We start from the raw sequence: 25,278 nt of genomic DNA, 5'->3' as shown, positions 1-25,278 counted from the left end.
ATGGCTGCGGGGTTCATTCCCACTCGATCGTCGCCGGCGGCTTGCCGCTGATGTCGTAGACCACGCGCGAGACGCCGCGCACCTCGTTGATGATCCGGTTGGAGACGCGACCGAGGAAGTCGTACGGCAGGTGCGCCCAGTGCGCGGTCATGAAGTCGATGGTCTCCACCGCGCGCAGCGCGATCACCCATTCGTAGGCGCGCGCGTCGCCGACCACGCCCACCGACTTGACCGGCAGGAACACCGCGAATGCCTGGCTGGTCTTGTCGTACAGGTCGGCCTTGCGCAGTTCCTCGATGAAGATCGCGTCGGCGCGCGCCAGCAGTTCGGCGTATTCGGGCTTCACCTCGCCGAGGATGCGCACGCCCAGGCCCGGGCCCGGGAACGGATGCCGGTAGACCATTTCTCGCGGCAGGCCGAGCTCGACGCCCAGGCGCCTGACCTCGTCCTTGAACAGCTCGCGCAGCGGTTCGACCAGGCCGAGTTTCATGTGTTCGGGCAGGCCGCCGACGTTGTGGTGGCTCTTGATCACGTGCGCCTTGCCGGTCTTGCTGCCGGCCGACTCGATGACGTCGGGGTAGATCGTGCCCTGCGCCAGCCACCTGGCATTGGCGAGCTTGTTCGATTCCTCGTCGAAGATCTCGACGAACAGGTTGCCGATGATCTTGCGCTTGGCCTCGGGATCGGTGACGCCCTTGAGCTTGTCGAAGTAGCGATCGCGCGCATCGACGCGTATCACGCGCACGCCCATGTGCTGGGCCATGGTCGCCATCACCTGGTCGCCTTCCTGCCAGCGCAGCAGGCCGGTATCGACGAAGACGCAGGTCAGCTGGTCGCCGATCGCCTTGTGCAGCAGCGCCGCGACCACCGACGAGTCGACGCCGCCCGACAGGCCGAGGATGACCTCGTCCGAACCGACCTGTTCGCGCACGCGCGCGATCTGGTCGTCGATGATGTGCGCGGCCGTCCACAGCGTCTGGCAACCGCAGATGTCGACCACGAAACGGCGCAGCATCTGCTGCCCGGAGCGCGTGTGCGTGACCTCCGGGTGGAACTGCACGCCGTACCAGCGCCTGCTGTCGTCGGCGAAGGCGGCGACCGGCACGCGGTCGGTCTTCGCGGTGACAGTGAAGCCCGGCGGCGCCTTCGACACATGGTCGCCGTGGCTCATCCAGACATCCAGCCGCGGCGGCGCGCCGGGGTGGTCCTTGAGCCCTTCGAACAGCTGGTCGGCGGCAACGAGGGTGACTTCGGCGTGGCCGTACTCACGCGATTCGCCGGCCTCGGTCTCGCCGCCCAGCTGCTTGGCCATCGTCTGCATGCCGTAGCAGATGCCCAGCAGCGGCAGGCCGCTGTCAAACACCTGTTGCGGTGCAGCCGGGGCGCCGTGTTCGGTGGTCGACTCCGGACCGCCCGACAGGATGATGCCCTTGGGCGCGAACTTCGCGATCTCGGCCGGATCGTGGTCCCAGGCCCAGATCTCGCAGTAGACGCCCAGCTCGCGAATGCGACGGGCGATCAGCTGCGTGTACTGCGCGCCGAAGTCGAGGATGAGGATCTTGTCGGTGTGGAGGTCCATGGGGGCCTGATTGGTGATTGGGGGGCGCTGTCATCCCGTGCGCAGCGAGGGATCTGTCCAGGCGTGGACGTCGGTCAAGCAGATCCCTCGCTACGCTCGGGATGACAAGGAACCGGATCGGCTTCTCGAATCACGAATCGCCAATCACGAATCGCATCTGGCGGGCTCACCCCGCCCGATAGTTCGGCGGTTCCTTGGTGATCTGCACGTCGTGCACATGGCTCTCGCGCTGGCCGGCGCCGGTGATCTTCACGAACTTCGGCGTCGTGCGCATGTCCTCGATCGTGGCGCAGCCGACGTAGCCCATCGTCGCGCGCAGGCCGCCGGCGAGCTGGTGCACCACGCCGCTGAGCGGGCCGCGATACGGAACGCGGCCCTCGATGCCCTCGGGCACCAGCTTGTCGGCGTCGCTGCTGTCCTGGAAGTAGCGGTCCGAGCTGCCCTTCTCCATCGCGCCCAGGCTGCCCATGCCACGATAGTTTTTGTAGCTGCGGCCCTGGTAGAGCTCGGTCTCGCCGGGGGTTTCCTCGGTGCCGGCGAACAGGCCACCGATCATCACCGTCGATGCGCCGGCGACCAGCGCCTTGCCGATGTCGCCCGAATAACGGATGCCGCCATCGGCGATCAGCGGGATGCGGTCCTGCAGCGCCTCGGCGACCATGTCGATCGCGGTCACCTGCGGCACGCCGACGCCCGCGACCACGCGGGTGGTGCAGATCGAACCCGGGCCGACGCCGACCTTGACCGCGTCCGCACCGGCATCCATCAGCGCCAGCGCGGCGTCGCCGGTGACGATGTTGCCGCCGACCACCTGCAGCTTCGGATAACGCTTCTTGACCCAGGCGACGCGATCGAGCACGCCCTGCGAATGGCCGTGCGCGGTGTCGACGATGACCACGTCCACGCCCGCCGCGGCGAGCAGTTCGATGCGCTGCTCGGTATCGCCGCCGACGCCGACCGCGGCACCGACCAGCAGGCTTTCCGATGCGTCCTTGGCGGCGTTGGGATTGTCGTGCGCCTTCTGGATGTCCTTGACGGTGATCAGGCCGCGCAGTTCGAAGCCGTCGTTGACCACCAGCACCTTCTCGATGCGGTGCTTGTGCAGCAGCTGCAGCACTTCTTCTTCGCTTGCCCCTTCGCGCACGGTAACCAGGCGTTCCTTGCGGGTCATGACGTTGCGCACCGGGTCGTCGAGCTTGGTCTCGAAGCGCATGTCGCGTCCGGTGACGATGCCCACCAGGTGGCCGCCGTCGACCACCGGCACGCCGGAAATGTTGCGCGCACGGGTGAGCTTGAGCACTTCGCCGATGGTGGTTTGCGGGCCGACGGTGAACGGCTCGCGGATCACGCCGGCTTCGAAATTCTTGACCCGCGCGACCTCGGCCGCCTGGCGTTCGGCGGACATGTTCTTGTGAAGGATGCCGATGCCGCCGAGTTGCGCCATGGCCACGGCGAGGCGGGACTCGGTGACCGTGTCCATCGCAGCCGAGACGATCGGCAGGTTCAGGCGCAGGTCGCGGGTGAACCGGGTGGCGAGGGAAACGTCCTTGGGCAGGACGGTCGAGTGGGCGGGGACGAGCGAAACGTCGTCGTAGGTCAGTGCTTCAGCCTGGATGCGCAGCATGGGAGTGCCGGTGGGGTGAAGCACGACATTGTATCGCGAATGGCGGCCGATCCGGAGGGGTGGAAACCTCGCGAATCTGGAACGGTCTGTGCGTGGGAACGGCTTCAGCAGCGAGTTTCCGGCGGTGCGATCGACGAAAGGCAAAAAAGCTCGCGGCTAAAGCCGTTCCCATCGCGGCATCTCTGGAGTTTCCGCGCTGGCTCAGCCCGCGTCGGCAGCGTCCGCGGCTTCCAGCGTGTTTTGCATCAGGGTGGCCACGGTCATCGGCCCCACCCCGCCCGGCACCGGCGTGATCCAGCTGGCCCGCTTCGCCGCCTCGGCGAAGCCGACGTCGCCCACCAGGCGGCCGTCGTCGAGCCGGTTGATGCCGACGTCGATCACCACCGCGCCCGGCTTCACCCAGTCGCCCGGGATCAGGCCCGGCCGGCCAACGGCCACGACCAGGATGTCGGCCTCGCCTACGTGCCGGCGCAGGACGTCCGGCGGGGTGAACTTGTGGCAGCAGGTGGTGGTGCAGCCGGCGATCAGCAATTCCAGCGCCATCGGCCGGCCGACGTGGTTGCTGACCCCGACGATCGTCGCGCTCTGCCCGCGCACCGGGCGGTCGGTATAGGCCAGCAACGTGGTGATGCCGCGCGGTGTGCACGGGCGCAGGCCGAACTGGCGCAGCGCCAGGTGGCCGACGTTTTCCGGGTGGAAGCCGTCGACGTCCTTGCGCGGATCGATCCGGTGGATCAGGCCGGTGGCGTCCGGGATGCCGGGCAGCGGCAGCTGCACGAGGATCCCGTGCACGGCCGGATCGGCGTTGAGGCGGTCGATCAGGGCCAGCAGCTCGGCCTCGCTGGCGCCATCCGGGAAATCGTGGTCGAAGGCCTGGATACCGACCTTCTGCGCTGCCCGGCGCTTGTTGCGCACGTAGGACTGCGAGGCCGGGTCATTGCCCACCAGCACCACCGCCAGCCCCGGCCGCCGCTTGCCCGCCGCCAGGCGCGCGTCGACCTGCGCCTTGAGCGTGTCGAGCAGGTCCTCGGCGATGCCCTTGCCGTCGAGGATGCGGGCGCTGTGCTGTTCGGTCATGCGGGCGGGACCTGCGTGCGGCGAAGGCGTTATTGTCCCCGATTCCATCGATCCCACGCGAATCATCCCCACGGGAATCATCTCCGGGAGAACAAGGCATGACCGACCACGACATCACCACGGAGACGACGGCCATCGAGGCCGCCGCGTTCCGCCGCCTGCTGCAACACCTCATGCGCGACCGCCCCGAGGTGCAGAACATCGACCTGATGATCGGCGCCGGTTTCTGCCGCAACTGCATTGCCGACTGGTACCGCGAGGCCGCAGGGGCGCGCGGCATCGCGATGACCAGGGATGAAGCGCGCGAGGCGGTCTACGGCGAGCCGTTCGCGCAGTGGAAGGCCCGCCACCAGCGCGAGGCGACGCCGGAGCAGCTGGCAGCGTTCGCTGCCCTGCAGCCGGGCAAGGGCTGAGCCAGCCGGGTCAGGGCCGCGCCGGCGTCCCCGCCGGGCAGCGCGGGATGCCGGAACCGACCACGCAATCGACGCAGCACTTCGTTGGCGCCGGCGGCGGCTGCGGCGGCATCGTGACCGGTTTCGGGGGCGGCAACGGGCGCGCGGGCGCCGGCGTCCCCGCCGGGCAGCGCGGGATGCCCGAACCGACCACGCAGTTCACGCAGCACTGCTGCGACGGCTGACGTTGCGAGGCCGGCGACGGTGCCATCGGCATCGCCGGCGGCAACTGCGCCAGCTGCTGTGCCGGCCGCAGCTGCAGCAGCACCGCCCAGTCCTGGCGGCTGGCATCGCAGGCCGACGGCGCATCCGGCGAACACTCCGCCGCACCCGGCATGCGCATCGGCAGGTTGGCGAACTGGCCGCCCGGCGTGAGCCGCAGCAGGCGCATGGTGACGCCGTCGAGGACGTTGCCGCCGACCAGGTAGGCCAGGCCGTCGTTGCCGGGATTGGCCGCGACCACGATGTCGCAGTGCATGTTGAGCCCGGACTCGTTGCTGCTCAGCAGTCCGGCAAGGCCACCGAAACCATAGACGCGCGAGGCGACGCGCACGTAGCACAGCAGGTCGCCGGGCTGCGGCCGCGCGGACACCGGGTTGGCGACCTGGTAGGCACTGCCGGCCGGGTCGCGATAGGCATCGCGCACATAGCTCACATGGCTGGCCGAGCCGTTGAACCCGGGCACCCGCGCACGCGCCATCACCCACGACACGAAGGCCGCCGACCACGGCGTATCGACCACGAACGCGCGGCAGGCCGGCGATGCGTACTGGCTCATGCCGGCATAGGCGCAATCGCTGGCGCCAGGGCGTCCCGATGCCCGCCCGAGCAACCCGGTGCCGCGCCAGTAATCCACCACCCGCAGCCACGCCGGCTGGCCGTTGGCAAGCAGCCCGGCCTCGGCCTCGCGCACGCGCGAACCGGCATAGCGGCCCTCGAGGTCGATGAAGGGGCGGTACCAGAGCTGGTGTTCCTCGCACGCGGCCGCGGCGATGCGGGTGGACACCACGGGCGAATCGACCTGCGCGCGCAGCAGCGGGCAGACGTCGGCAGCGGCGGCCAGGCCCGGGGTGGTCGACAGCCACCACAACCCGCACGTGAGAAACAGTTTCATCATCGAAGCGGGCTTCATCGTCGATTGCATCCAGGGAGCAGTCCGCAGCCTAATGCAGGCAATGGCTATCGCCATTCACGCCGCAACGACGCTTCTTTGCAGGAGTGGGTTCAGTCGCGAGCTTCCCGCTTTCGCGGGAGCAGGCTTCGTGTGGATCAGGCGCCGCTGCAGAACGCGGCGTAGTCGATGTAGCCGGGGAATGCCCGCCCCGGCGCGCACAGCGCGCAGTCGGGATCCGGCGGCAGGCGCGTCTCGCGGAAGCGCATCGACAGCGCATCGAAATGCAGCAGCCGCCCCGCCAGCGGCTCGCCGATGTGCAGCAACAGCTTGAGCACTTCGGTGGCCTCCAGCATGCCGACCACGCCCGGCAGCACGCCGAGCACGCCGGCCTCGCTGCAATTGGGCGCGGCTTCCGGCGGCGGCGGTTCCGGGAACAGGCAGCGGTAGCACGGCGCCACGCCGCGCTGGCGGCCGGCATCGAACACGCTCACCTGCCCTTCGAACCGGTGCACCGCGCCATAGACCAGCGGCTTGCCGAGCTTCACGCAGGCATCGTTGAGCAGGTAGCGCACCGGGAAGTTGTCGGCGCCGTCGAGCACCACGTCGACGTCTTCGAGCAGGCGCTCGACGTTGGCCGACGTTACCCGCTCGGCGACCGCCTCGATGTGGGTGCGCGGGTTCAGCGCCGACAGTCGCGTCTCGGCCGAATTCACCTTGGGCATGCCGATGTCGGCATCGATGTGCAGGACCTGGCGCTGCAGGTTGCTGCGTTCGACCACGTCGTCGTCGGCGATGCGCAGGTGGCCGACGCCGGCGGCCGCGAGGTAGAACGCGGCCGGCGAACCGAGCCCGCCGGCGCCGATCATCAGCACCCGCGCCAGCTCCAGCCGCCGCTGCCCGCGCGTGCCGATCTCGGGCAGCAACAGGTGCCGCGAGTAGCGGTCGTGGAAATCCTGGTCGATCCCGGCACCGGTTTCGGGCCGGGTGAGCGGCAACCCGTCGGCGGTCCAGCGCAGCGTGCCGCCGCGCACCGACACCACGTTGCGATAGCCCTGCCGCTGCAGCACCTCGGCGGCGAGCATCGAACGCCCGCCGCTCTGGCAGATCAGCACCAGTTCGGCATCGAGGTCGGCGAAGTGGAACGACGGATCTTCCTCGAGCTCGGCGCGCGCGATGCCGCGTGCACCTTCGGCCATCCCGAGTTCGCGCTCGTGGTCCTCGCGCACGTCGACCAGCACCGCACCCTGCGATTGCCGCAGGTGTGCTTCGCGTGGAGTGATTTCCGGGATTGCCATGGCGCGATTATCGCGGAAAACGGCCATCGAAACCGTTGTTCCACTGTGTTCCATCGCCGGGCCCGACCGCCGGTCGGACATCGGCACGACATGCTGCTCTGACAGGTGCGGCTTCAGCCGCGAGCTCTTGTTCCATGTCGCGGTCGCGAGGGACTGAAAAGCCCGCGGCTGAACCCGTTCCTGCAAGGGCTGGAGGCTCAGTACTGCAGCACTTCCACGATCGCGCCTGCCGGGTATTCGCGTGCGCCCTCCCCCAGCACGATCAGGGCATCGGAATCGGCCGCGGCCTGCATCCGGTGCGAGCCGTCGGCGGGATTCGGCTCGACTTCCAGGCTGCCGTCGTCGCGCGGACGCAGCCGCCCGCGCAGGAACTCGAGGCGCTCGTGCGTCTTGCGCCACGGCGACGCCAGGCGCGCCCGCCAGCGTGGCCGTGCAGCCGCCCTGCCCTGCATCCTGTCGAGCAGCGGACGACCGAGCGTCAGGTAGGTCGCCAGCACCGACACCGGATTGCCCGGCAGGCACAGGAACAGCGCGTCGCCGAGCCCGCCGCCCTCCGCCAGCAGCACCGGCATCCCGGGTTTCATCCGCACCTTCCAGAAGTGCACCGCACCGTGCGCCTGCAGCAGCGCGGGGATGTGGTCCTTCTCGCCGGCCGAGACCGCGCCGCAGGTCAGCACCACGTCGAAAGCGTGGCCGGCGTGGCGCAGGGCGGACTCCACCTGCGCCGGATCGTCGGGCAGCGTCGGCCACGCTACCGGATCGAGGCCGTCGCCGCGCAGCAGGCCCATCAACTGCTCGCGGTTGGAGTTGTAGATCTGCCCGGGCGCGAGCGGCAAACCGGGCTCGACCAATTCGTCGCCGGTCGTGAACACGGCCACGGTCGGGCGTCGCGCGACCTCGAGTTCAGCCAATCCCTGCGAGGCCGCCAGCGCGATGCGCGTGGGCGTCAGTGGTTCGCCGGCGTGCAGCACATGCTGTCCCGGTTGCATGTCCTCGCCGGCGCGGCGCACGTGCTGTCCGGGTTTCGGGGCGACCAGGACGACGACGCGATCGCCATCGAGCCGGGTGTTTTCCTTCATCACCACGGTATCGGCCCCCGCCGGCAGCGGCGCGCCGGTGGTGATCCGCGCGCACTGGCCCGCGGCGATCGTCAGATCGACCGTGCGCCCGGCAAACTGCTCGCCGACCAGGCACAGCGCGATGTCGCCGCCGGCCTGCAGGTCGGCATGGCGCAACGCGAAACCATCCATCGCCGAGTTGTCGAATGGGGGCTGGGCGACCTGGGCGACCACGTCGTGCGTGAGGATGCAGCCATGCGTGCGCGCCAGCGCGACGCGCTGCGCCGGCATGCGGTGTGCGTCGGCAACGCGATCGATGATCGCGCGGGCTTCTTCGAAGGCGATGCGGGTCGGGAACGTGCTGGCCTGGGACATGCGGAGACTTCCGGGGATCAGGAGGCAACGCCGGCGGCGGCGAGATCGTCCGGCGTGTTGAGGTTGCCGAAGCAGACGCCTGCGAAGCGCACCGGCATCATGCCCATCCGCGACTGCAGCGCATGCACGGCGTGGTCGTCCGACGCCATTGCCGTCGCCGCAGCCTCACGCAGCGCCATGGTGCGCCACAGCGCGACCAGCGGCTGTGGGCCATTGTCGTCCTCGGCCCACGCGCCCTGCGCGCCGGCGGCCAGCAGGCTGCGGACCAGGCAGTCATTCACGTCGACCACGTCCACCGGCACGGTCAGCAGCCAGGGGGTCTGGCAGGCAGCGGCCAGTGCATCGATGCCACCGAGCGGGCCGATGCCGGCAACCCGGTCGTGGATCGCGCGCAGCCCGTGCGACAGGTAACGCTCGGCGTTGCGATTGGCGCTGACAATGGTGGCATCCACTTCCGGCGCCAGCCGTTCGGCCAATGCGAGCACCAGCGGGTTGCCACCGCGCGTCATCCAGGCCTTGTCGCGCCCGCCCAGGCGCGTGGCGCGACCGCCGGCGAGGATGCCCAGGGTGATGGCGTCGTCGTGCGAGGGGACGAGATGGGCGGTCACGGGCCGGTGGTATCTGCGTGGGGTGGACGGAACAGGATAAGCCCTTGCTGAGAACCGGGGCCTGCCGGGCACTGCCACGTCAGCCGTGCGGCTTGTTGCAGCGCCATGCGCGCGCCTGCTGCGGCTGCAGAGCAAGACATCCCTGTAGGAGCGGCTTCAGCCGCGAGCTTTTGATCTCTCTGGCCTGTGCCGAAGAGCTCGCGGCTGAAGCCGCTCCTGCAGCGCCTCGGCCGCGGGGATGACGCCACCGCAAAGCCGCGCTGCAGCGCGGGTCTCTTGTTCAAAGTCGCTGGATCCCCGCCTGCGCGGGGATGACGCAACGGCAAAGCCGCGCCGGAGCGCGGGCCGTGGCGTCACTTGCCGCGTTTGGCGTGGCGGATGAGGCGCTTCTTCTTGACCACCTGGCGCGCGGTCAGCACGTTCTTGCGGTCCTTGTACGGGTTCTCGCCTTCCTTGAACACGAACCGCACCGGCGTGCCGACCAGCTTGAAGCGCTTGCGGAAGAAGTTCTCGAGGTAGCGGCGGTAGGTCTCGGACAGCGTCCGCAGGCGCGTGCCGTGGACGATGAACGTTGGCGGATTCTCGCCGCCCGGGTGGGCGAAACGCAGCTTGGCGACGTGACCGCGGACCACCGGCGGTGGATTGGTTTCGTACGCGATTTCCAGCGCGCGGGTGACCTCGGCGGTGCTGAACTGGCGCGTCGCCGAGTCGTGCGCGCGATGGATGGCACGGAACAGCTCGCGCAGGCCGGACCCGTGTTTGGCGCTGATGCGCACCGCCTCGGCCCACTGCACGAACGCCAGCTTGCGCGACAGCAGGGCTTCGACCTGCTCGCGCTGGTAGTCGCTCAGGCCGTCCCACTTGTTGACCGCGACCACCAGCGCACGGCCGGCGTCGAGCACCGCGCCCAGCACGCTGGCGTCCTGCTCGGTCACGCCTTCGCTGGCATCGAGCATGATCACCGCGACCTGGCACTGCTCGATCGCCTGCAGGGTCTTGATGATCGAGAACGTTTCCACCGCTTCCTCGACCTTCGACTTGCGGCGGATGCCGGCGGTGTCGACCAGACGGTACTTGCGGCCATCGCGCTCGAGGTCGATGGCGACCGAATCGCGGGTGGTGCCGGCGACATCCGAAGCGATCATCCGCTCCTCGCCGAGGATGCGGTTGACCAGGGTCGACTTGCCAACGTTGGGGCGGCCGACGAACGCCACGCGCACCCGTTCGGGATCGTCGTCGAGGATTTCCGCGTCGCCGTCGGCAGGCAACCTGGCCAACACCTGCGTCAGCAGCTCGTCGATCCCCTGCCGGTGCGCGGAAGAGATCGCCAGCACGTCGGCGAAGCCGTAGCGCGAGAACTCGGCCAGCGCCGCGCGCGCGTCGACGCCATCGGTCTTGTTGACCACCAGAAACGTGGGGCGCGACGCCTTGCGCAGCCAGCGCAGGATGTCGTCGTCCAGTGCGGACGGGCCCTCGCGGCCGTCGACGATGAACAGCACCAGGTCGGCCTCCTCGGCCCCTGCGCGCGCCTGGCGGGCGGTGGCACCGGCGAGGTTGCCGCTTTCCAGGTGGATGTTCTCGCCGGCGATGCCGCCGGTGTCGACCAGCACGAATGGCCGTGCCTCGTCGAGCCGGCACACGCCGTAATTACGGTCGCGGGTGACCCCGGGCTCGTCGTGCACCAGCGCATCGCGCGTGCGCGTCAACGCATTGAACAGCGTCGATTTACCGACGTTGGGACGACCGACCAGGGCGACGAGGGGGAGCATGGGGGTGATCCGGGAAGGGAAAATCGGCAGTCGGGAATCGATGGCGACTCGCGACTGTTCCGTTCATCCGATTCCCATGTTTGATCCTTGTGGGTGGCAGTCGCGAAGTTGCGGAACCGGACGGGTACGGCAAGGGAATCGCGCAGGCGATCCCCTGTCCCGGTTCCCGGCCAGCTTACTGCCCCAGGCGGTAGGCGTTGAGCCCGCCGTCGATGTCTTCGGCAATGAGGATGCCGTCGGCCACGACCGGGGCGGCCCGCAGCGGGTCCCGGCCGGTGCGCACGCGCGCGGCCAGTTCACCGGTGTCGAGCTTGAGCCAGTGCAGGTAGCCCTCGAAATCGCCGACCACCGCATAGTCGCCCTGGATCGCGGGCGCGGTGAGATTGCGCCGCGTCATCGCCGGTTGCGACCACAGCGCGGTGCCGGTGCCCTTGTCCAGCGCCCAGACGATGCCGTCCGGATCGGTGACGAGCACCCGGTCGGACGCAACGCCGACGCGACCCGGGCCGCCGCTGTCGTGCGCCCAGATCGGGCGCCCGCTGGGGGCTTCGATCGCCAGCGTCTGGCGCTTGAAGCTGGTGGCATACAGGGTGACGCCGTCGAGCACCGGGGTGCCGTCGACGTCGGCCATGCGCTCGAGCTCGGTGCGTCCGTCGGGCTGCGCGATCACCTGGCTCCACAGCTCGCGGCCATCGGCGACCGCCAAGGCCGAGATCGTGCCGTCGTCGTTGCCGACGAAGACGTAGCCCGGGCCGAGCGAGGGCGCATCGTTGCCGCGCACGGTCAGCAGCGGCATGTCATGGCTCCAGAACCAGCGACGTTCGCCCGTCGCCGCGTCGAACGCGGTGACGCGGCCATCGTTGGAACGCACGAAGGCCATGCCCTGCCCGACCGCAGGCGCGGCAATCACTTCGTTGTCCACCTTGGCCTGCCACTTCTCGGCGCCGGTGGCGGCATCGAGCGCGATCACGTCGCCCTCGAGCCCGCCGACCACGACCAGCCCTTCGCCCACACCGGGGCCACCGGAGAGCGCGAGGTCGGATTCGTAGGTCCAGGCCGTGGCGCCGGTCTGCAGGTCGAACGCGCGGACGCCGCCCTCCACCGCCGCGGCATAGACGCGGCCGTCGGCAACCACCGGGCCCTGGCGCACGCCGAGCAGGCCCTCGCCCTTGCCTGCCTTGGCCGACCAGATCTTGCTGACGGTTGCCGAAGGCGCGAACTCGGTCAGCTCCGCGGGCTCGGGGCCCTTGTCCTTCTTGCTGCCGAACCAGCCCTTGATGGTGCTGCAGCCGGCCAGTGCGATGACGCACAGCAGCAGGACGAGGACGCGTCCCGGCCTGTTGCGGGAAGTCGCGGGAAGTCGTCCGGCAATCGTCATCGCATCCTTCATTGAATCCGCCTTCATCAAATCCGCGCCTCGGGTTTGGCGGCCGAACCGCCGACGTCGGTGAGCTTGAGTTCGACCAGACGACGTCCCGGCGAAGCGACGTCGAGCTTGGCCAGAACCTCTGAATAGGACTTGCGCGCATCGTCGCGCTTGCCGAGCGCCACCTGGGCGTCGCCGCGGACTTCGAGGCTGGCTGGGTCGTCCGCATCCCCCAGGACCTTCAGCGCCTCGTCGGCCTTGCCTGCGTCGATCAACAGCCGCGCCAGGCGCTGCTGCAGGACCTGCTCCAGCGCCTGATTCGGGGATTGCGCGGCGCGCAGGGTGGCAATGGCGGCATCGCGCTGCCCGGCTTCCACCTGCGCCTTGGCCAGGTCGAGCACGGCCAGCGGGGCGTAAGGCGTGTCCTTGAGGGCTGCGGCTTGCGCCTGCGCCTTCTTGACGTCCTTGGCCTCCAGGCTCTTGAGCATCGCCTGGTAGTCGTCGCCGGCCTGCATGTCGTTGGCGGCCTGCTTCGCGCTCCACCACTGCCAGCCCAGGATCAGCGCCAGCCCGATGATGACCCCGCCGATGAGGCCGGCGCCGTTGCTGCGCAACCAGGCCAGGACGCGTTCGCTTTGTTCGTGTTCGTCGAGAAGATCGTCAATTGCCATGGGAAAACTGCGTCTCTCCCGCCCGCCGGCATGCGTGGGGCGTCTGTGGAATGGGCTGGCCGCGGCGGGCCGACACTACCAGACCAGCCGTGCGCGAGGCCGGCTGGCCATGGTCTGGATTCATGCGCCGTTGCCGGAACGCAGGAACTCGCTGGACCCGCTTGCGGGTCAGTCGGAGACCGGCGCGAGGGAACCGTCAGAGGATACCGTAAAGCGCGCCACGTTCGCGCGCATGTAGGGCGCCAGGTCCCGGACCTGGCCGTTGCTGCGCACCTCGACGGCGGAGGCGTTGCCGAGCACCAGACGCCCGACCTCGCCCGCCGGATAGCTGCGGGTATCGCCTGCCTTGAGCAGGGCTTCCTCGACGCTGTGGCCGTCGGGACCGATGATCTGGACCCAGCTGTCGCCGGTGAATCGCAGTGACAGCGTCGGTACGGCGGCGGCATGCCGTTGCGGCAACGACGCCATCGAGGCCACCACCGTGGATGGCTCGACAGGTGCGGATCCGGACGGGGCTGCATTCGCGGCCAGCTTGTCCGTGGGCAGGTCCAGCGGAGCACCGGTGTCCTGGACGCCGGCGACGTGCGACTGCGTCGCGACCCAGACCGGCAGGATGATCAGTGCGGTGATCACGATGTACACCAGCCGGCCGCCCACCTGGTCGGTGATGCGCTGCATGCGCGGTGTCTGCGTCCTGGGCACCAGCCGCGTCGGCTCGATCGGTGCGACCCCGGATGCCATCTGGACCGGCTGGACCGGCAGGCCGAGCAGGCGCGAGTAGCTGCGCAGTTGGCCTCGCACGAACACCGGCGCACCGATGCGCGCCCAGTCGTCAGCCTCGAGGGCTTCGATGATGCGGGAGGTCATCTTCAGCTTCGAGCCGACCTCGGCCACGCTCAGGCCGGCGGCCTCGCGCGCGGCGCGAAGACGCTGGCCGCAGCCGCGTTCGCTGTCCGCCAGATTATCGTTGGGCGACATCATTGACTGCTATCCCCGGGTTGGAGCGTCCCCATTTGCGGAAATTCCGTCCGCAAACGTTGAACATAACGAGCGGCGGCGGCCCTGTCGCCAAGTTTTTCTTCAATCTGTGACGCAAGTAGGAGCACGGCGGGCGCTGCCGGTGCAGCCGCCAGGCGGCGCTCCGAGAAGGCGCGCGCGTCCATGTACTGGCCAGTGCGGTACTGGTACTCGGCCATCGCCGCCAGCGCGGTCGCGTCGACCGGGTCCAGCGCCAGCGCTTCGCGCAGGTCGCGCTCCACCCGCGCGGTCTGGCCGGCCTTCAGTGCGCACGACCCGGCGTTGGCCAGCGCCGAAGCGCGCTGCCGGTACGTGGCGTCGGCCAGCGCCCGGTCGAACCAGGCCAGCGACTCGGCCACGCGGCCGTTGCCGCACAGCCAGGCACCATAGTTGTTGAGCGCCGCGCCCTGCTGCGGGGCCAGCTCTGCCGCCTTCGCGTAGTAGCCGCCGGCCTTGGCCGCGTTTCCGCGCCGGTCCTCGACCACCGCCAGCAAGGTATTGGCGTCCGCCGATCCGGCATCGATCTTCAATGCGGCCCGGGCCTGCGACTCGGCTTCATCCAGCTTGTCGATCCGCAGCGCGTTCGCGGCCAGGACGAGGTGGCTGCGCAGCTGCGTCCGCTGCCTGGTGCCGGGATCGTCCCGGAATTCGTACGTGGGCGAGGTGCGTTCGTAGTCACCACTGCCCATGCTCGATTTGACGAAGGTCAGCCGCGAGCAGCCGCCTGCCAGCAGCACCACCGAAACCGCGCAGGCGACGACGCTATGCGGCCGCATCGGTGCCCCCGACTCCGCCGGAGTCCGCCTGCGCCTGCAGCCGCTTGTTGTGTTCGGCCTGGCGCCGGGTGCGATCGGCCACCTGGCCCTTGAGCTGGCCGCACGCCGCGTCGATGTCGTCGCCGCGGGTACGCCGGACCATGGTCAGCACCTGCGCGTCGAGCAGCGATTTCTGGAACGCGCGGATGTCCGCCTCCGGCGAGCGCTCGAAGCGCGTGCCCGGGAACGGGTTGAACGGGATCAGGTTGACCTTGCCCGCGTCCTTCATCTGCACCGCGTTGTCGAACTGCCGCATCAGCCGCGCCAGCTGCCGCGCGTGCACCGGCTGGTCGTTGACGCCCTTCATCAGCGTGTACTCGAAGGTAATCGACGCGCGTGGCTTGCGCGTGACATAGCGCTCGCAGGCGGCCATCAGCTCGGCGATCGGATACTTCCTGTTGAGCGGCACCAGCTCGGTGCGCAGCTCGTCGTTGGGCGCGTGCAGCGAGACCGCGAGCGAAACGTCGCTCTCCTCGCCGAGGCGGTCGATCATCGGCACCATGCCGGCGGTCGACAGCGTCACCCGCTTGTTGGCCAGCCCGTAACCGAGGTCGTCGCGCATGATGCTCATCGCGCGCACGACGTTGTCGAAGTTCATCAACGGCTCGCCCATGCCCATCATCACCACGTTGGTGAGCTTGCGCATCTTGTGCGGCACGTTGCCCAGGTGTTTCGCCGCCACCCACACCTGGCCGATGATCTCGGCGGTGGACAGGTTGCGGTTGAAGCCCTGGGTGGCGGTGGAACAGAACTGGCAGTTGAGCGCGCAACCCACCTGCGACGACACGCACAGCGTGCCGCGCCCCTTGTCGGGGATGAACACCGCCTCGATGGCATTCTTGCCGTCCATGCCGAGCAGCCACTTGTGGGTGCCGTCGGTGGAAGGTTTCTCGAACTGGACCTGCGGCACGCACACTTCCGCATGCATCTCGAGCTTGGCGCGCAGCGCCTTGCCCAGGTCGGTCATTTCGTTGAAGTCGGTGACGTGGCGGTGGTGGATCCACTTCATCACCTGGTGGGCGCGGTAACGCTTTTCGCCGAGCACGTCGGCGAAAAAGTGCTCCAGGCCCTCGCGATCGAGGTCGAGCAGGTTCTGCTTGGCGATGGACTCGGTCACGTGCCTTCAAAAACCCTTGCCATGGATCGACGCGAATAAAGCGAGGAACAGTCGAAGCAAAACCCGATCAGGCATTCCGCTGCCAAGTCCGCCTCAATCCGTATTGATCCGTGGCAAGAGCGCATTTCAATCAACGTGCGTAGACGTCGGTCGACGGGAAGAAATAGGCGATCTCGACCGCGGCGGTTTCCGCTGCGTCCGAACCATGCACCGCGTTGGCGTCGATCGAATCGGCGAAGTCGGCGCGGATCGTGCCGGCTGCTGCGTCCTTCGGATTGGTCGCACCCATGAGCTCGCGGTTCTTCGCGATCGCGTTGTCGCCTTCGAGCACCTGGATCATCACCGGGCCACTGATCATGAACTCGACCAGTGCGTTGAAGAACGGGCGTTCGCGATGCACGGCGTAGAAGCCTTCGGCTTCCTTGCGCGACAGGTGCTTCATCTTCGCGGCGGCGACCTTCAGGCCGGCCTTCTCGAAACGCGAATAGATCTCGCCGACGACGTTCTTGGCGACGGCATCGGGCTTGATGATCGAAAGGGTGCGCTCCAGCGCCATGGGATTTTCTCCGGATAGGCGGGCCGCAGGGCGGTGCGACCCAAAGGGTAACATGGAAAAACCCGCGTATGGACGCGGGTTTAGCCGACTTGGCTGCGGGTGATTCTAGTCTAGATCCGGCTCCCGCGCACGCGAATTCGGTGTCCGGTTTGACGCCGTGGCCGGCCCGGGACTACGATCAAACAAGCGTTTGATTCGTTCAGGGGATCCATGGCCAACACCCAGTTCTCGACCAAGGACCGCATTCTCGGCGCCGCCGAGGAGCTGTTCGCCCAGCACGGCTTCAGCGGGACCTCGCTACGCCAGGTGACCAGCCGGGCGGACGTCAACATCGCCGCGGTCAACTATCACTTCGGCAGCAAGGAAAACCTGGTCACCGAAGTGTTCCGCCGCCGCATGGACGACATGAGCGCCCAGCGCCTGGCGCGGCTGCGGCAGGCCCAGGAGGAAGCCCCCGGCGAACTCGAGGCGATCCTGGCCGCCTTCGTCGAGCCCGCCCTCGCCCTCGCCCAGGACCGCAACGGCGGTGGCGCCTTCATCCGCGTCATTGCGCGCGCCTACGCGGAAAAAAACGACGGCCTGCGCAAGTTCCTCTCCGAACGCTACGGCCACGTGCTGCGCGACTTCGCCAGGGCGATCGCAACCTGCGTCCCCGAACTGAGCAAGGAACAACTGTACTGGCGGCTGGACTTCCTGGCCGGCGCGCTGACCTACGCGATGGCCGACTTCGGCCTGATCAAGCGGCCCTCCGGGGTCAGCGACGCCACCCATCGCGCCCGCGCCGCGCAGGAACTGATCCGGTTCGCGGCGGCGGGGTTCAAGAGCTGACTTTTTGCCGCAGACGAACACCGATGGCAGGGATCAAGGCTGTCCTCAAGCGCTTGATCCGTGCTCATCAGATATTTGTTCGTGGCTGAATATTTTTTATTTTCAAGGAGATACGCAACATGTCTGACAAACTGCTTGTACGGCGGGCCGCGGTGCTCGGCGCCGGCGTCATGGGCGCGCAGATCGCCGCCCACCTGACCAACGCCGGGGTCGACACCGTGCTGTTCGACCTGCCCGCGAAGGAAGGCGATCCGAATGGCGTCGTGCTCAAGGCCATCGCCAACCTGGGCAAGCTCAGCCCCGCGCCATTGGCTTCGAAATCCCTGGCCGAGGCCATCGTGCCGGCCAACTACGAGGTCGGCCTGCAGAAGCTCAAGGAGTGCGACCTCATCGTCGAGGCCATCGCCGAGCGCATGGACTGGAAACAGGCTTTGTACGAAAAGATCGCCCCGTTCGTGGCCGACCACGCCGTGCTGGCCAGCAACACCTCGGGCCTGGGCATCAACAAGCTGGCCGAGGTGCTGCCGGAGAAACTGCGCCACCGCTTCTGCGGCGTGCACTTCTTCAATCCGCCGCGCTACATGCACCTGGCCGAGCTGATCCCGGCGCGCGGCACCGACAAGGCCGTGCTGCAGGGGCTGGAGACGTTCCTGACCACCACCCTGGGCAAGGGCGTGGTTTACGCGCGCGACACCCCCAACTTCATCGGCAACCGGATCGGCGTGTTCTCGATCCTGTCGACGATCCACCACACCGCGCAGAGCGGCCTGGGCTTCGACGAGGTCGACGCCCTCACCGGCCCGCTGGTCGGGCGCCCCAAGTCGGCGACCTACCGCACCTCGGACGTGGTCGGCCTGGACACCATGGCGCACGTGATCAAGACCATGGCCGATACCCTGCCCGACGACCCCTGGCACAAGTATTTCAAGTCGCCGAAGTGGCTGGAGGCGCTGGTCGCCAAGGGCGCCCTGGGCCAGAAGACCGGGGCCGGCATCTTCCGCAAGGTCGGCAAGGACATCATGGTCCTGGACCTGGAAAAGCAGGACTACCGCCCTGCCGACCGCGCCGCGGCGCCGGAAGTGGTCGAGATCCTGAAGACGAAGGACCCGGTCGAGAAGTTCGCGAAGCTGCGCGAGAGCCCGCACCCGCAGGCGCAATTCCTGTGGGCGGTGTTCCGCGACCTGTTCCACTACAGCGCCTGCCACCTGGCCGACATCGCCGAAACCGCGCGCGACGTCGATCTCGCGATCCGCTGGGGTTATGGCTGGTCGCTGGGGCCGTTCGAGACCTGGCAGGCCGCCGGCTGGAAGCAGGTCGCGCAGTGGATTGCCGACGACATCGTCGCCGGCAAGGCGATGAGCGGCGCACCGCTGCCGGACTGGGTGTTCGACGGACGCGACGGCGTGCATTCGGCCGAGGGCAGTTACAGCCCGGGCAAGAACGCGCGCCTGCCGCGTTCCGCGCTGCCGGTCTACAAGCGCCAACGCTTCCCTGATCCGCTGCTGGGCGAATCGTTCGCTCAGGGCGAGACGGTGTTCGAGAACGACGGCATCCGCTTGTGGACCGATGGCAACGACATCGCCGTGGCCTCGTTCAAGACCAAGATGCACACGGTGTCCGACCAGGTACTCGACGGCCTGCAGGAAGCGGTGGCGCGCGCCGAACGCGACTTCGCGGGCATGGTGATCTGGCAGCCGAAGGAGCCCTTCTCCGCCGGCGCGGACCTGGCCGGCGCGCTGGGCCTGCTGCAGGCCGGCAAGGTGGATGCATTCGAGGCGATGGTCGCCAACTTCCAGGCCACGAGCCAGCGGATCAAGTACTCGCTGGTGCCGGTGGTAGCCGCGGTACGCGGGCTGGCGCTGGGCGGTGGTTGCGAATTCCAGATGCACAGCGCGCGCACCGTGGCGCATCTCGAAAGCTACATCGGCCTGGTCGAGGCCGGCGTCGGCCTGCTGCCCGCCGGCGGCGGCCTGAAGGAACTGGCCGTGCGCGCATCGGCGGCGGCCGGCCCGAACGGCGACGTCTTCGCCGAGCTCAAGCGCGTGTTCGAAACGGTGGCGATGGCCAAGGTCTCGGCCTCCGCGGTCGAGGCGAAGGAACTCGGCCTGCTGCGCGAGCAGGACACCGTGGCGTTCAATGCCCACGAACTGCTTTACATCGCCAAACAGCAGGCCCGTGCGCTGGCCGAAAGCGGCTACCGCCCACCCCTGCCCGCGCGCCGCATCCGCGTCGCCGGCGACGTCGGCATCGCCACGTTCCGCATGTTGCTGGTCAACATGCTCGAGGGCCGCTTCATCAGCGAATACGACGACGAGATCGCCACCCGCATCGCTACCGTGCTGTGCGGCGGCGAGGTCGATCGCGGCGCGGTGGTCGACGAGGCGTGGCTGCTGCGCCTGGAGCGCAAGCACTTCGTCGAACTCGCGCAGCAACCCAAGACGCAGGAGCGCATCGCGCACATGCTCAAGACCGGCAAGCCGCTCAGGAACTAGGGCGCCTCGCGGGAGTGACTCGTGCCACGAGTTCCCCCACAGCACACCAGACCTGAAAGAGCTCGCGGCTGAAGCCGCTCCTACAAACCTGCTGAATTCCAGAGAGAACCGCCATGACCCGTCAAATCCAGGACGCCTACATCGTCGCCGCCACCCGCACCCCGGTGGGCAAGGCGCCGAAGGGCGTGTTCCGCAACACCCGTCCGGACGACATGCTCGCCCACGTGCTCAAGGCAGTGATCGCGCAGGCGCCGGGCATCGACGTCAACCGCATCGAGGACGCGATCATCGGCTGCGCGATGCCCGAGGGCGAGCAAGGCATGAACGTGGCGCGCATCGGCGTGTTGCTTGCCGGCCTGCCGGACACCATCGCCGCGCAGACCATCAACCGCTTCTGCTCGTCGGGCCTGCAGGCCGTGGCGCTGGCCGCGGACCAGATCCGGCTCGGCAACAGCGACCTGGTGCTGGCCGGCGGTACCGAGTCGATGTCGATGGTGCCGATGATGGGCAACAAGGTCGCGCTCTCGCCGAGCGTGTTCAAGGACGACCACGTCGCCATCGCCTACGGCATGGGCATCACCGCCGAGAAGGTGGCCGAGGAATGGAAGGTCTCGCGCGAGGACCAGGATGCCTTCGCATTGGCGTCGCACCAGAAGGCGCTGGCAGCAACCAAGGCCGGCGAATTCCGCGATGAGATCTCCCCGTACGAAGTCGTCTCGCGCCAGCCCGACCTGGGCGGCAACACCATCCGGTTGAAGAAGCTGGTGGTGGAGAACGACGAGGGTCCGCGCCCGGACACCTCGTCCGAGGGACTGGCGAAACTGCGCCCGGTATTCCGCAACGGCCAGTTCGGCGGCACCGTGACCGCGGGCAACTCCTCGCAGATGAGCGACGGTGCCGGTGCGGTGCTGCTGGCCTCCGAACAGGCGATCAAGGATTACGGACTGACGCCGCTGGCGCGCTTCGTTTCGTTCTCGGTCGCTGGCGTGCGCCCGGAAGTGATGGGCATCGGCCCGATCGCGGCGATCCCGAAGGCGCTGAAGCAGGCCGGCCTGACCCAGGACCAGCTCGACTGGATCGAACTCAACGAAGCCTTCGCCGCACAGTCGCTGGCGGTGATCCGCGATTGCAAGCTCGACCCGGACAAGGTCAACCCGCTCGGCGGCGCGATCGCACTGGGCCATCCGCTCGGCGCGACCGGTGCCGTGCGCACCGCAACCATCGTCCATGGCCTGCGCCGTCGCCAGCAGAAGTACGGCATGGTGACGATGTGCATCGGCACCGGCATGGGCGCGGCGGGAATCTTCGAGGCCCTTTGAAGCGCATGGGCGCGTAGCGTCTGCTCGAAATTCCCTCCCCTTCAAGGGGGTGAAGAGGAGCGCTTGCGGGCCATGGGCTTGCGCGACGATGAACGCCACGCGCGCTGCGCGTGGCCGGACAGGCAAGAAAGGAAATCTGTCATCGCGGCTGTATCGCGACGATACGGAATTCCTTCCCCTTCAAGGGGAAGGCAAGGATGGGGATGGGTTTGCGTGACGCGGCGAGAAATCCCACAACCCAGCCGCAATCAAACCCATCCTCACCCCAGCCCTCTCCTTGAAGGGGAGGGAGAGAAGCGCAAGGTCAATCGAGGTCGATCACACCCAGTTCGTGCAGCGTCCTGGCCATGCTGTCGCGGGCCGCGTCGCTGATCTTCTCGTGGTCGAGCGCGAAGCGGATGGTCGCTTCGACCAGGCCGAGGTGGGTGCCGCAGTCGAACCGCGTGCCGCGGAAGCGATAGGCGTCGATCCGCGACTTCTCGATCAGGCTGGCGATCGCATCGGTGAGCTGGATCTCGCCGCCGGCGCCACGGCCGGTCCTTTCGAGCTGTTCGAAGATCTCGCCGGGCAGCACGTAACGCCCGACCACCGCCAGCGTGCTGGGCGCGTCCTCCGGCCGTGGCTTCTCCACGATGCGGCGGATCTTGCCCGTCCGCTCGCTGAAGTCGTCGGTCGCGACGATGCCGTAGCTTGCAGTCTGCTCACGCGGCACGTCCTGCACCGCAATCGCGCCGACGCCGTTGGCTTCGGCATGGTCGGCCATCTGCTTCAGCGCGCCCGGCCCGCCCTTGTTCCAGATCAGGTCGTCCGGAAGCAGCACGGCGAACGGCTCATCGCCGATCACCGGTTTCGCGCAAAGAACCGCGTGCCCCAGGCCCAGCGCCTCGGTCTGGGTCACGAAGACCGCACGCACGCCCTCCGGCAGCACGTTGCGGACCAGATCAAGCTGCTCCAGCTTGCCGGATTTCTCCAGCTTCTGTTCCAGCTCGTAGGCCTTGTCGAAGTAATCGGCGACGGCGTGCTTGTAGCGGTTGGTGACGAACACCAGCGTGTCGCAACCCGCCTCGATCGCCTCGTCGACCGCGTACTGGATCAGCGGCTTGTCGACGATCGGCAGCATTTCCTTGGGAACGGTCTTCGTGGCCGGGAGGAAACGGGTCCCCAGGCCCGCGACGGGGAAAACGGCCTTCCTGATGCGTTTGCTCATGTCCTGCGGGATGCTCTTGCTGGGAATGCGACCACCGTTCCCACCTTGCGGGGCAGTAGCGGCGAATCGGCAGGGACGAACTCGGGCACGGCTTCGCGCAGGAGCGCGGCCAGCGCATCGAGGTCGTAGCGGGCGGTGGCTTCGCGCAACCGGACGCAGACACCATTGATCTGCTCGACCACGACTTCGCGGGCCTCGGCCTGGAGGATCTTGGGATGCGCGGTCGGGCGATAGCGCTCGTCAGCATGGAACAGCGTTTCGTGCAGTTTCTCTCCGGGACGCAGGCCGGTGTATACGATGGCGATGTCGCGCCCCGGCTGCTTGCCTGCCAGGCGGATCATTTGTTCGGCCAGCAACCTGATCGGCACCGGCTCCCCCATGTCCAGGGTGTAGATCGCCTGCTGCGATCCAATCGCCGAGGCCTGCAGGATCAGCTGGCAGGCCTCCTGGATGGTCATGAAGTAGCGCGTGACCTCCTCGTCGGTGACCGTGATCGGGCCGCCGCTGCGGATCTGCGCGCGGAACAGCGGCACGACGCTGCCGGCCGAATCCAGCACGTTGCCGAAGCGCACGGTGATCAGGCGCGTGGTCAGCGAGTCGGCCATCGACTGGCACACCATTTCCGCCAGGCGCTTGCTCGCGCCCAGCACGTTCGCCGGGTCGACCGCCTTGTCGGTGGAGATCAGGACGAACGTCCCGACGCCAGCCCGCAGGCTTTCCTCGATGACAGTTTCGGTGGCCAGCACGTTGTTGCGGATCGCCTCGCGCAGCTGCGTCTCGAGCACCGGCACGTGCTTGTATGCGGCGGCATGGAAGACCGCGTCCGGCTTCGAATTCTCCAGCGCGTAGCGGACCACGGCCGGGTCGCCGCAATCGCCAAGCACCGGCACGCACTGGATCTGTGGGAAATCACGGCGCAGTTCGGCCTCGGCGGTGATCAGGGCCAGTTCGTCGATCTCCAGCAGCGTGATCTGGCGCGCGCCATGCTTGGCGCACTGCCGGCACAGCTCCGAACCGATCGAGCCGCCGGCGCCGGTCACCAGCACGCTGCGCCCGCCCAGCCAGCCACGGATGGACTTCCAGTCGGGCGTCATCGGCTGCCGCCCGAGCAGGTCCTCGATCGCGACTTCCTTCAGTTCGCCGGGCAACGAACGCCCTTCGAGCAGGTCGTCGAGCCGGGGCACGGTGCGGAACGGCAACCCGGTCCGCTCGCAGGCCTCGACCACGCGACGCATGGCCGCGGCATCGATCGACGGCATCGCGATCACGATCAGCTTCGCGGCGGTCTCGGGCGCGATCTTGTCCACGTCCTCGATCCGGCCGAGCACCGGCAGCCCCTGCAGGTAGCTGCCGCGCAGCTTCGCGGCGTCATCAAGGAATCCGACCGGCTGGTAGGCACCCGCGCGGCGCAGGTCGCGCACCAACGTCTCGCCCGCCTGCCCCGCGCCCAGGATCAGCACGCGCAATGCCGCCTTGTCGGTGCGTGCCAGGCCGTGGTCCTTCCAGGTCCGGTACAGCAGCCGGGGCATGCCCAGCAGCGCGGTCAACACGATCGGATACAGCACCAGTACCGAACGCGGCACCAGGTCCAGGCGGTTGTAGAGGAACAGCGCGAGCACGATGGCCAGCAGGCCGGCGAGGCTCGCCTTGAGGATGTTGAGCAGGTCCGGCAGGCTCGCGAAGCGCCAGACACCGCGGTAGAGGCCGACCTTCCAGAACACCAGCCCCTGCGCGAACATGACGAGCAGCATTTCCGGCGACCAGAACGGCAGGTCGAGGGACACGATCTCCATGGAATAGCGGAACTGGTTCAGCCCGGCCCAGCAAAGCCAGACCATGAACAGGTCGTGCACCACGATTGCAGCCCGTGGCAAGCCCGCCCCCATCCGCGTTTTCCAAGCACTCATTCGCTCTTTTTTCCCGGCAAACCCGGCCTATGGCCGCGATACAACTGGAACCACAGCCACAGGATCCCTCCCCCCAGGTACCACGCGCTGCCGACATACATGATAGTCGCTTCGGGCCAATCCCGACCCAGCCACGCCAGCATGCTTCCCGCAACTGCCCATGCTGCATAGGCGAACGTGACCGGCCAATGACTGCCGGCGACCTTCGCCCAGCGCTGATAGGCGTGCCCGACGTGGGGCGTCCACCAGCGTTCACCGCGCACGATGCGCGAAACCAGTGTCAAGGCCGCGTCGAGAAGGAAGGCAGAGGCTGGCATCGACAGCAGCATCCACGTCGAAAGCGACCACGCCCTGCCACCCCCTGTTGCCACCAACACCACCGCGAGTGCGAGCATATAGCCCAGCGCGCCACTGCCGACGTCGCCGAGAAAAATTCTCGCCCGCGGCAGGTTCATCGGCAGGAACCCCAGGCATGCAGCGCCCAGCGCAAGCGAAAGCCAGCGCGAGGCCATGTCGTTCGCCAGCAGCGCACACGCGGCAGCGACGACCAGCGCCTGCAGCGAAGCGATGCCGTCGATGCCGTCCATGAAGTTCCAGATATTGACCAGCACCATGGCCAGCACGAATGCGGGCAGCGCTACTGCCACCTGCCCGCCTGCGCGATAGGCCACCATGGCAAGCAGGCTGGCTGCGATCGCGTGCACGGCCAGGCGCGACCACGGCGTCAGCGGCCGGTGGTCGTCGAGCCAGCCGATGCCGGCGACCAGCAGCAGGCCCGCCGCCGCAAGCGCCATCGCCACGACTTGCCCATGGTCCCGGTATGCGAGCAGGCCCATGGCAACGAGCACGGCGAACACGATGCCGATGCCGCCGCCGCGGGGCGTCGCCACGACATGGCTGCGTCGCTCGCCGGGATGGTCGAGCAGGTCGCGCCAGAGTGCGTAGCGGCGCGCGACGACGGTGCCGGCCAGGCTGATGCAGGCCAACAGCACGAGCCAGGCGGTCGTGTCCGGGAACGCCGGCATGCCCAAC

Annotated in this window: 21 protein-coding genes; 4 read left to right on the top strand and 17 right to left on the bottom strand. The window is 68.1% G+C overall.

Annotated features, from left to right (window positions below):
- Window positions 1-13: 13 nt before the first annotated feature.
- The 3 genes from guaA to folD form a co-directional block, all read right to left on the bottom strand.
- Window positions 14-1,579, bottom strand: a complete 1,566-nt coding sequence (gene guaA / locus ACTJIL_RS04670) for a glutamine-hydrolyzing GMP synthase (RefSeq protein ID WP_440754415.1) — start codon at window positions 1,577-1,579, stop codon at window positions 14-16.
- A 166-nt stretch (window positions 1,580-1,745) separates the two neighbouring features.
- Complete coding sequence (guaB, locus tag ACTJIL_RS04665) at window positions 1,746-3,203, bottom strand: IMP dehydrogenase (RefSeq protein WP_440754414.1); 1,458 nt, start codon at window positions 3,201-3,203, stop codon at window positions 1,746-1,748.
- A gap of 201 nt (window positions 3,204-3,404) precedes the next feature.
- A complete protein-coding gene (gene folD, locus ACTJIL_RS04660; RefSeq protein WP_440754413.1) occupies window positions 3,405-4,280 on the bottom strand; it encodes a bifunctional methylenetetrahydrofolate dehydrogenase/methenyltetrahydrofolate cyclohydrolase FolD in 876 nt (291 codons plus the stop codon).
- Window positions 4,281-4,378: 98 nt separating this feature from the next.
- On the opposite strand from folD, the gene ACTJIL_RS04655 reads away from it, so the two are divergent.
- Window positions 4,379-4,693, top strand: coding sequence for a DUF1244 domain-containing protein (locus ACTJIL_RS04655; RefSeq protein WP_440754412.1), 315 nt, complete (start codon window positions 4,379-4,381; stop codon window positions 4,691-4,693).
- Between the two features lie 10 nt (window positions 4,694-4,703).
- Here ACTJIL_RS04655 and ACTJIL_RS04650 read toward each other — a convergent pair whose 3' ends face one another.
- The 11 genes from ACTJIL_RS04650 to ndk form a co-directional block, all read right to left on the bottom strand.
- Window positions 4,704-5,846 (bottom strand): DUF2272 domain-containing protein, encoded by a 1,143-nt coding sequence (locus tag ACTJIL_RS04650; RefSeq protein WP_440754411.1) that lies wholly within the window; start codon window positions 5,844-5,846, stop codon window positions 4,704-4,706.
- 155 nt (window positions 5,847-6,001) lie between these two features.
- The gene (moeB, locus tag ACTJIL_RS04645) at window positions 6,002-7,141 is read right to left on the bottom strand and encodes a molybdopterin-synthase adenylyltransferase MoeB (protein ID WP_440754410.1); all 1,140 of its coding nucleotides are present in this window, start codon (window positions 7,139-7,141) and stop codon (window positions 6,002-6,004) included.
- A gap of 197 nt (window positions 7,142-7,338) precedes the next feature.
- Entirely contained in the window at window positions 7,339-8,574 is a 1,236-nt protein-coding gene (locus ACTJIL_RS04640) for a molybdopterin molybdotransferase MoeA (RefSeq protein ID WP_440754409.1), read from the bottom strand.
- A 17-nt stretch (window positions 8,575-8,591) separates the two neighbouring features.
- Complete coding sequence (gene mobA, locus ACTJIL_RS04635; RefSeq protein WP_440754408.1) at window positions 8,592-9,182, bottom strand: molybdenum cofactor guanylyltransferase; 591 nt, start codon at window positions 9,180-9,182, stop codon at window positions 8,592-8,594.
- Window positions 9,183-9,535: 353 nt separating this feature from the next.
- Window positions 9,536-10,951 (bottom strand): ribosome biogenesis GTPase Der, encoded by a 1,416-nt coding sequence (gene der / locus ACTJIL_RS04630; protein WP_440754407.1) that lies wholly within the window; start codon window positions 10,949-10,951, stop codon window positions 9,536-9,538.
- A gap of 175 nt (window positions 10,952-11,126) precedes the next feature.
- A complete protein-coding gene (bamB, locus tag ACTJIL_RS04625) occupies window positions 11,127-12,329 on the bottom strand; it encodes an outer membrane protein assembly factor BamB (protein WP_440755846.1) in 1,203 nt (400 codons plus the stop codon).
- 26 nt (window positions 12,330-12,355) lie between these two features.
- Complete coding sequence (locus tag ACTJIL_RS04620; RefSeq protein ID WP_440754406.1) at window positions 12,356-12,988, bottom strand: YfgM family protein; 633 nt, start codon at window positions 12,986-12,988, stop codon at window positions 12,356-12,358.
- 168 nt (window positions 12,989-13,156) lie between these two features.
- Window positions 13,157-13,969, bottom strand: coding sequence for a helix-turn-helix domain-containing protein (locus ACTJIL_RS04615; RefSeq protein ID WP_440754405.1), 813 nt, complete (start codon window positions 13,967-13,969; stop codon window positions 13,157-13,159).
- Window positions 13,966-14,781 (bottom strand): type IV pilus biogenesis/stability protein PilW, encoded by an 816-nt coding sequence (pilW, locus tag ACTJIL_RS04610; protein WP_440754404.1) that lies wholly within the window; start codon window positions 14,779-14,781, stop codon window positions 13,966-13,968. Before pilW ends, ACTJIL_RS04615 begins: the two co-directional genes overlap by 4 nt.
- A complete protein-coding gene (gene rlmN, locus ACTJIL_RS04605) occupies window positions 14,768-15,925 on the bottom strand; it encodes a 23S rRNA (adenine(2503)-C(2))-methyltransferase RlmN (RefSeq protein WP_440755845.1) in 1,158 nt (385 codons plus the stop codon). Before rlmN ends, pilW begins: the two co-directional genes overlap by 14 nt.
- A gap of 142 nt (window positions 15,926-16,067) precedes the next feature.
- Window positions 16,068-16,493, bottom strand: coding sequence for a nucleoside-diphosphate kinase (ndk, locus tag ACTJIL_RS04600; protein ID WP_386707094.1), 426 nt, complete (start codon window positions 16,491-16,493; stop codon window positions 16,068-16,070).
- Between the two features lie 210 nt (window positions 16,494-16,703).
- On the opposite strand from ndk, the gene ACTJIL_RS04595 reads away from it, so the two are divergent.
- The 3 genes from ACTJIL_RS04595 to ACTJIL_RS04585 all read left to right on the top strand — a co-directional run bounded on the left by ACTJIL_RS04595 (window position 16,704) and on the right by ACTJIL_RS04585 (window position 21,132).
- Complete coding sequence (locus tag ACTJIL_RS04595) at window positions 16,704-17,321, top strand: TetR family transcriptional regulator (protein ID WP_440754403.1); 618 nt, start codon at window positions 16,704-16,706, stop codon at window positions 17,319-17,321.
- Between the two features lie 119 nt (window positions 17,322-17,440).
- The gene (locus ACTJIL_RS04590) at window positions 17,441-19,813 is read left to right on the top strand and encodes a 3-hydroxyacyl-CoA dehydrogenase/enoyl-CoA hydratase family protein (protein ID WP_440754402.1); all 2,373 of its coding nucleotides are present in this window, start codon (window positions 17,441-17,443) and stop codon (window positions 19,811-19,813) included.
- Between the two features lie 113 nt (window positions 19,814-19,926).
- Window positions 19,927-21,132, top strand: a complete 1,206-nt coding sequence (locus ACTJIL_RS04585; RefSeq protein ID WP_440754401.1) for an acetyl-CoA C-acyltransferase — start codon at window positions 19,927-19,929, stop codon at window positions 21,130-21,132.
- 304 nt (window positions 21,133-21,436) lie between these two features.
- Here ACTJIL_RS04585 and galU read toward each other — a convergent pair whose 3' ends face one another.
- The 3 genes from galU to ACTJIL_RS04570 are packed head-to-tail and all read right to left on the bottom strand — an operon-like array spanning window position 21,437 to window position 25,271.
- The gene (gene galU / locus ACTJIL_RS04580; RefSeq protein ID WP_440754400.1) at window positions 21,437-22,339 is read right to left on the bottom strand and encodes a UTP--glucose-1-phosphate uridylyltransferase GalU; all 903 of its coding nucleotides are present in this window, start codon (window positions 22,337-22,339) and stop codon (window positions 21,437-21,439) included.
- Window positions 22,336-24,246 carry a polysaccharide biosynthesis protein gene (locus ACTJIL_RS04575; RefSeq protein WP_440754399.1) on the bottom strand — a complete coding sequence of 637 codons (1,911 nt, stop codon included), beginning with the start codon at window positions 24,244-24,246 and terminating at the stop codon, window positions 22,336-22,338. The genes galU and ACTJIL_RS04575 overlap by 4 nt, the downstream gene beginning before the upstream one ends.
- Window positions 24,243-25,271, bottom strand: a complete 1,029-nt coding sequence (locus ACTJIL_RS04570) for a hypothetical protein (RefSeq protein WP_440754398.1) — start codon at window positions 25,269-25,271, stop codon at window positions 24,243-24,245. The genes ACTJIL_RS04575 and ACTJIL_RS04570 overlap by 4 nt, the downstream gene beginning before the upstream one ends.
- Between the last annotated feature and the right edge of the window lie 7 nt (window positions 25,272-25,278).

Origin of the sequence: Luteimonas sp. 22616 (assembly GCF_052044325.1) — a bacterium.
Classification (GTDB): Bacteria; Pseudomonadota; Gammaproteobacteria; order Xanthomonadales; family Xanthomonadaceae; genus Luteimonas.
This window is presented reverse-complemented; position numbering and strand designations above follow the sequence as displayed.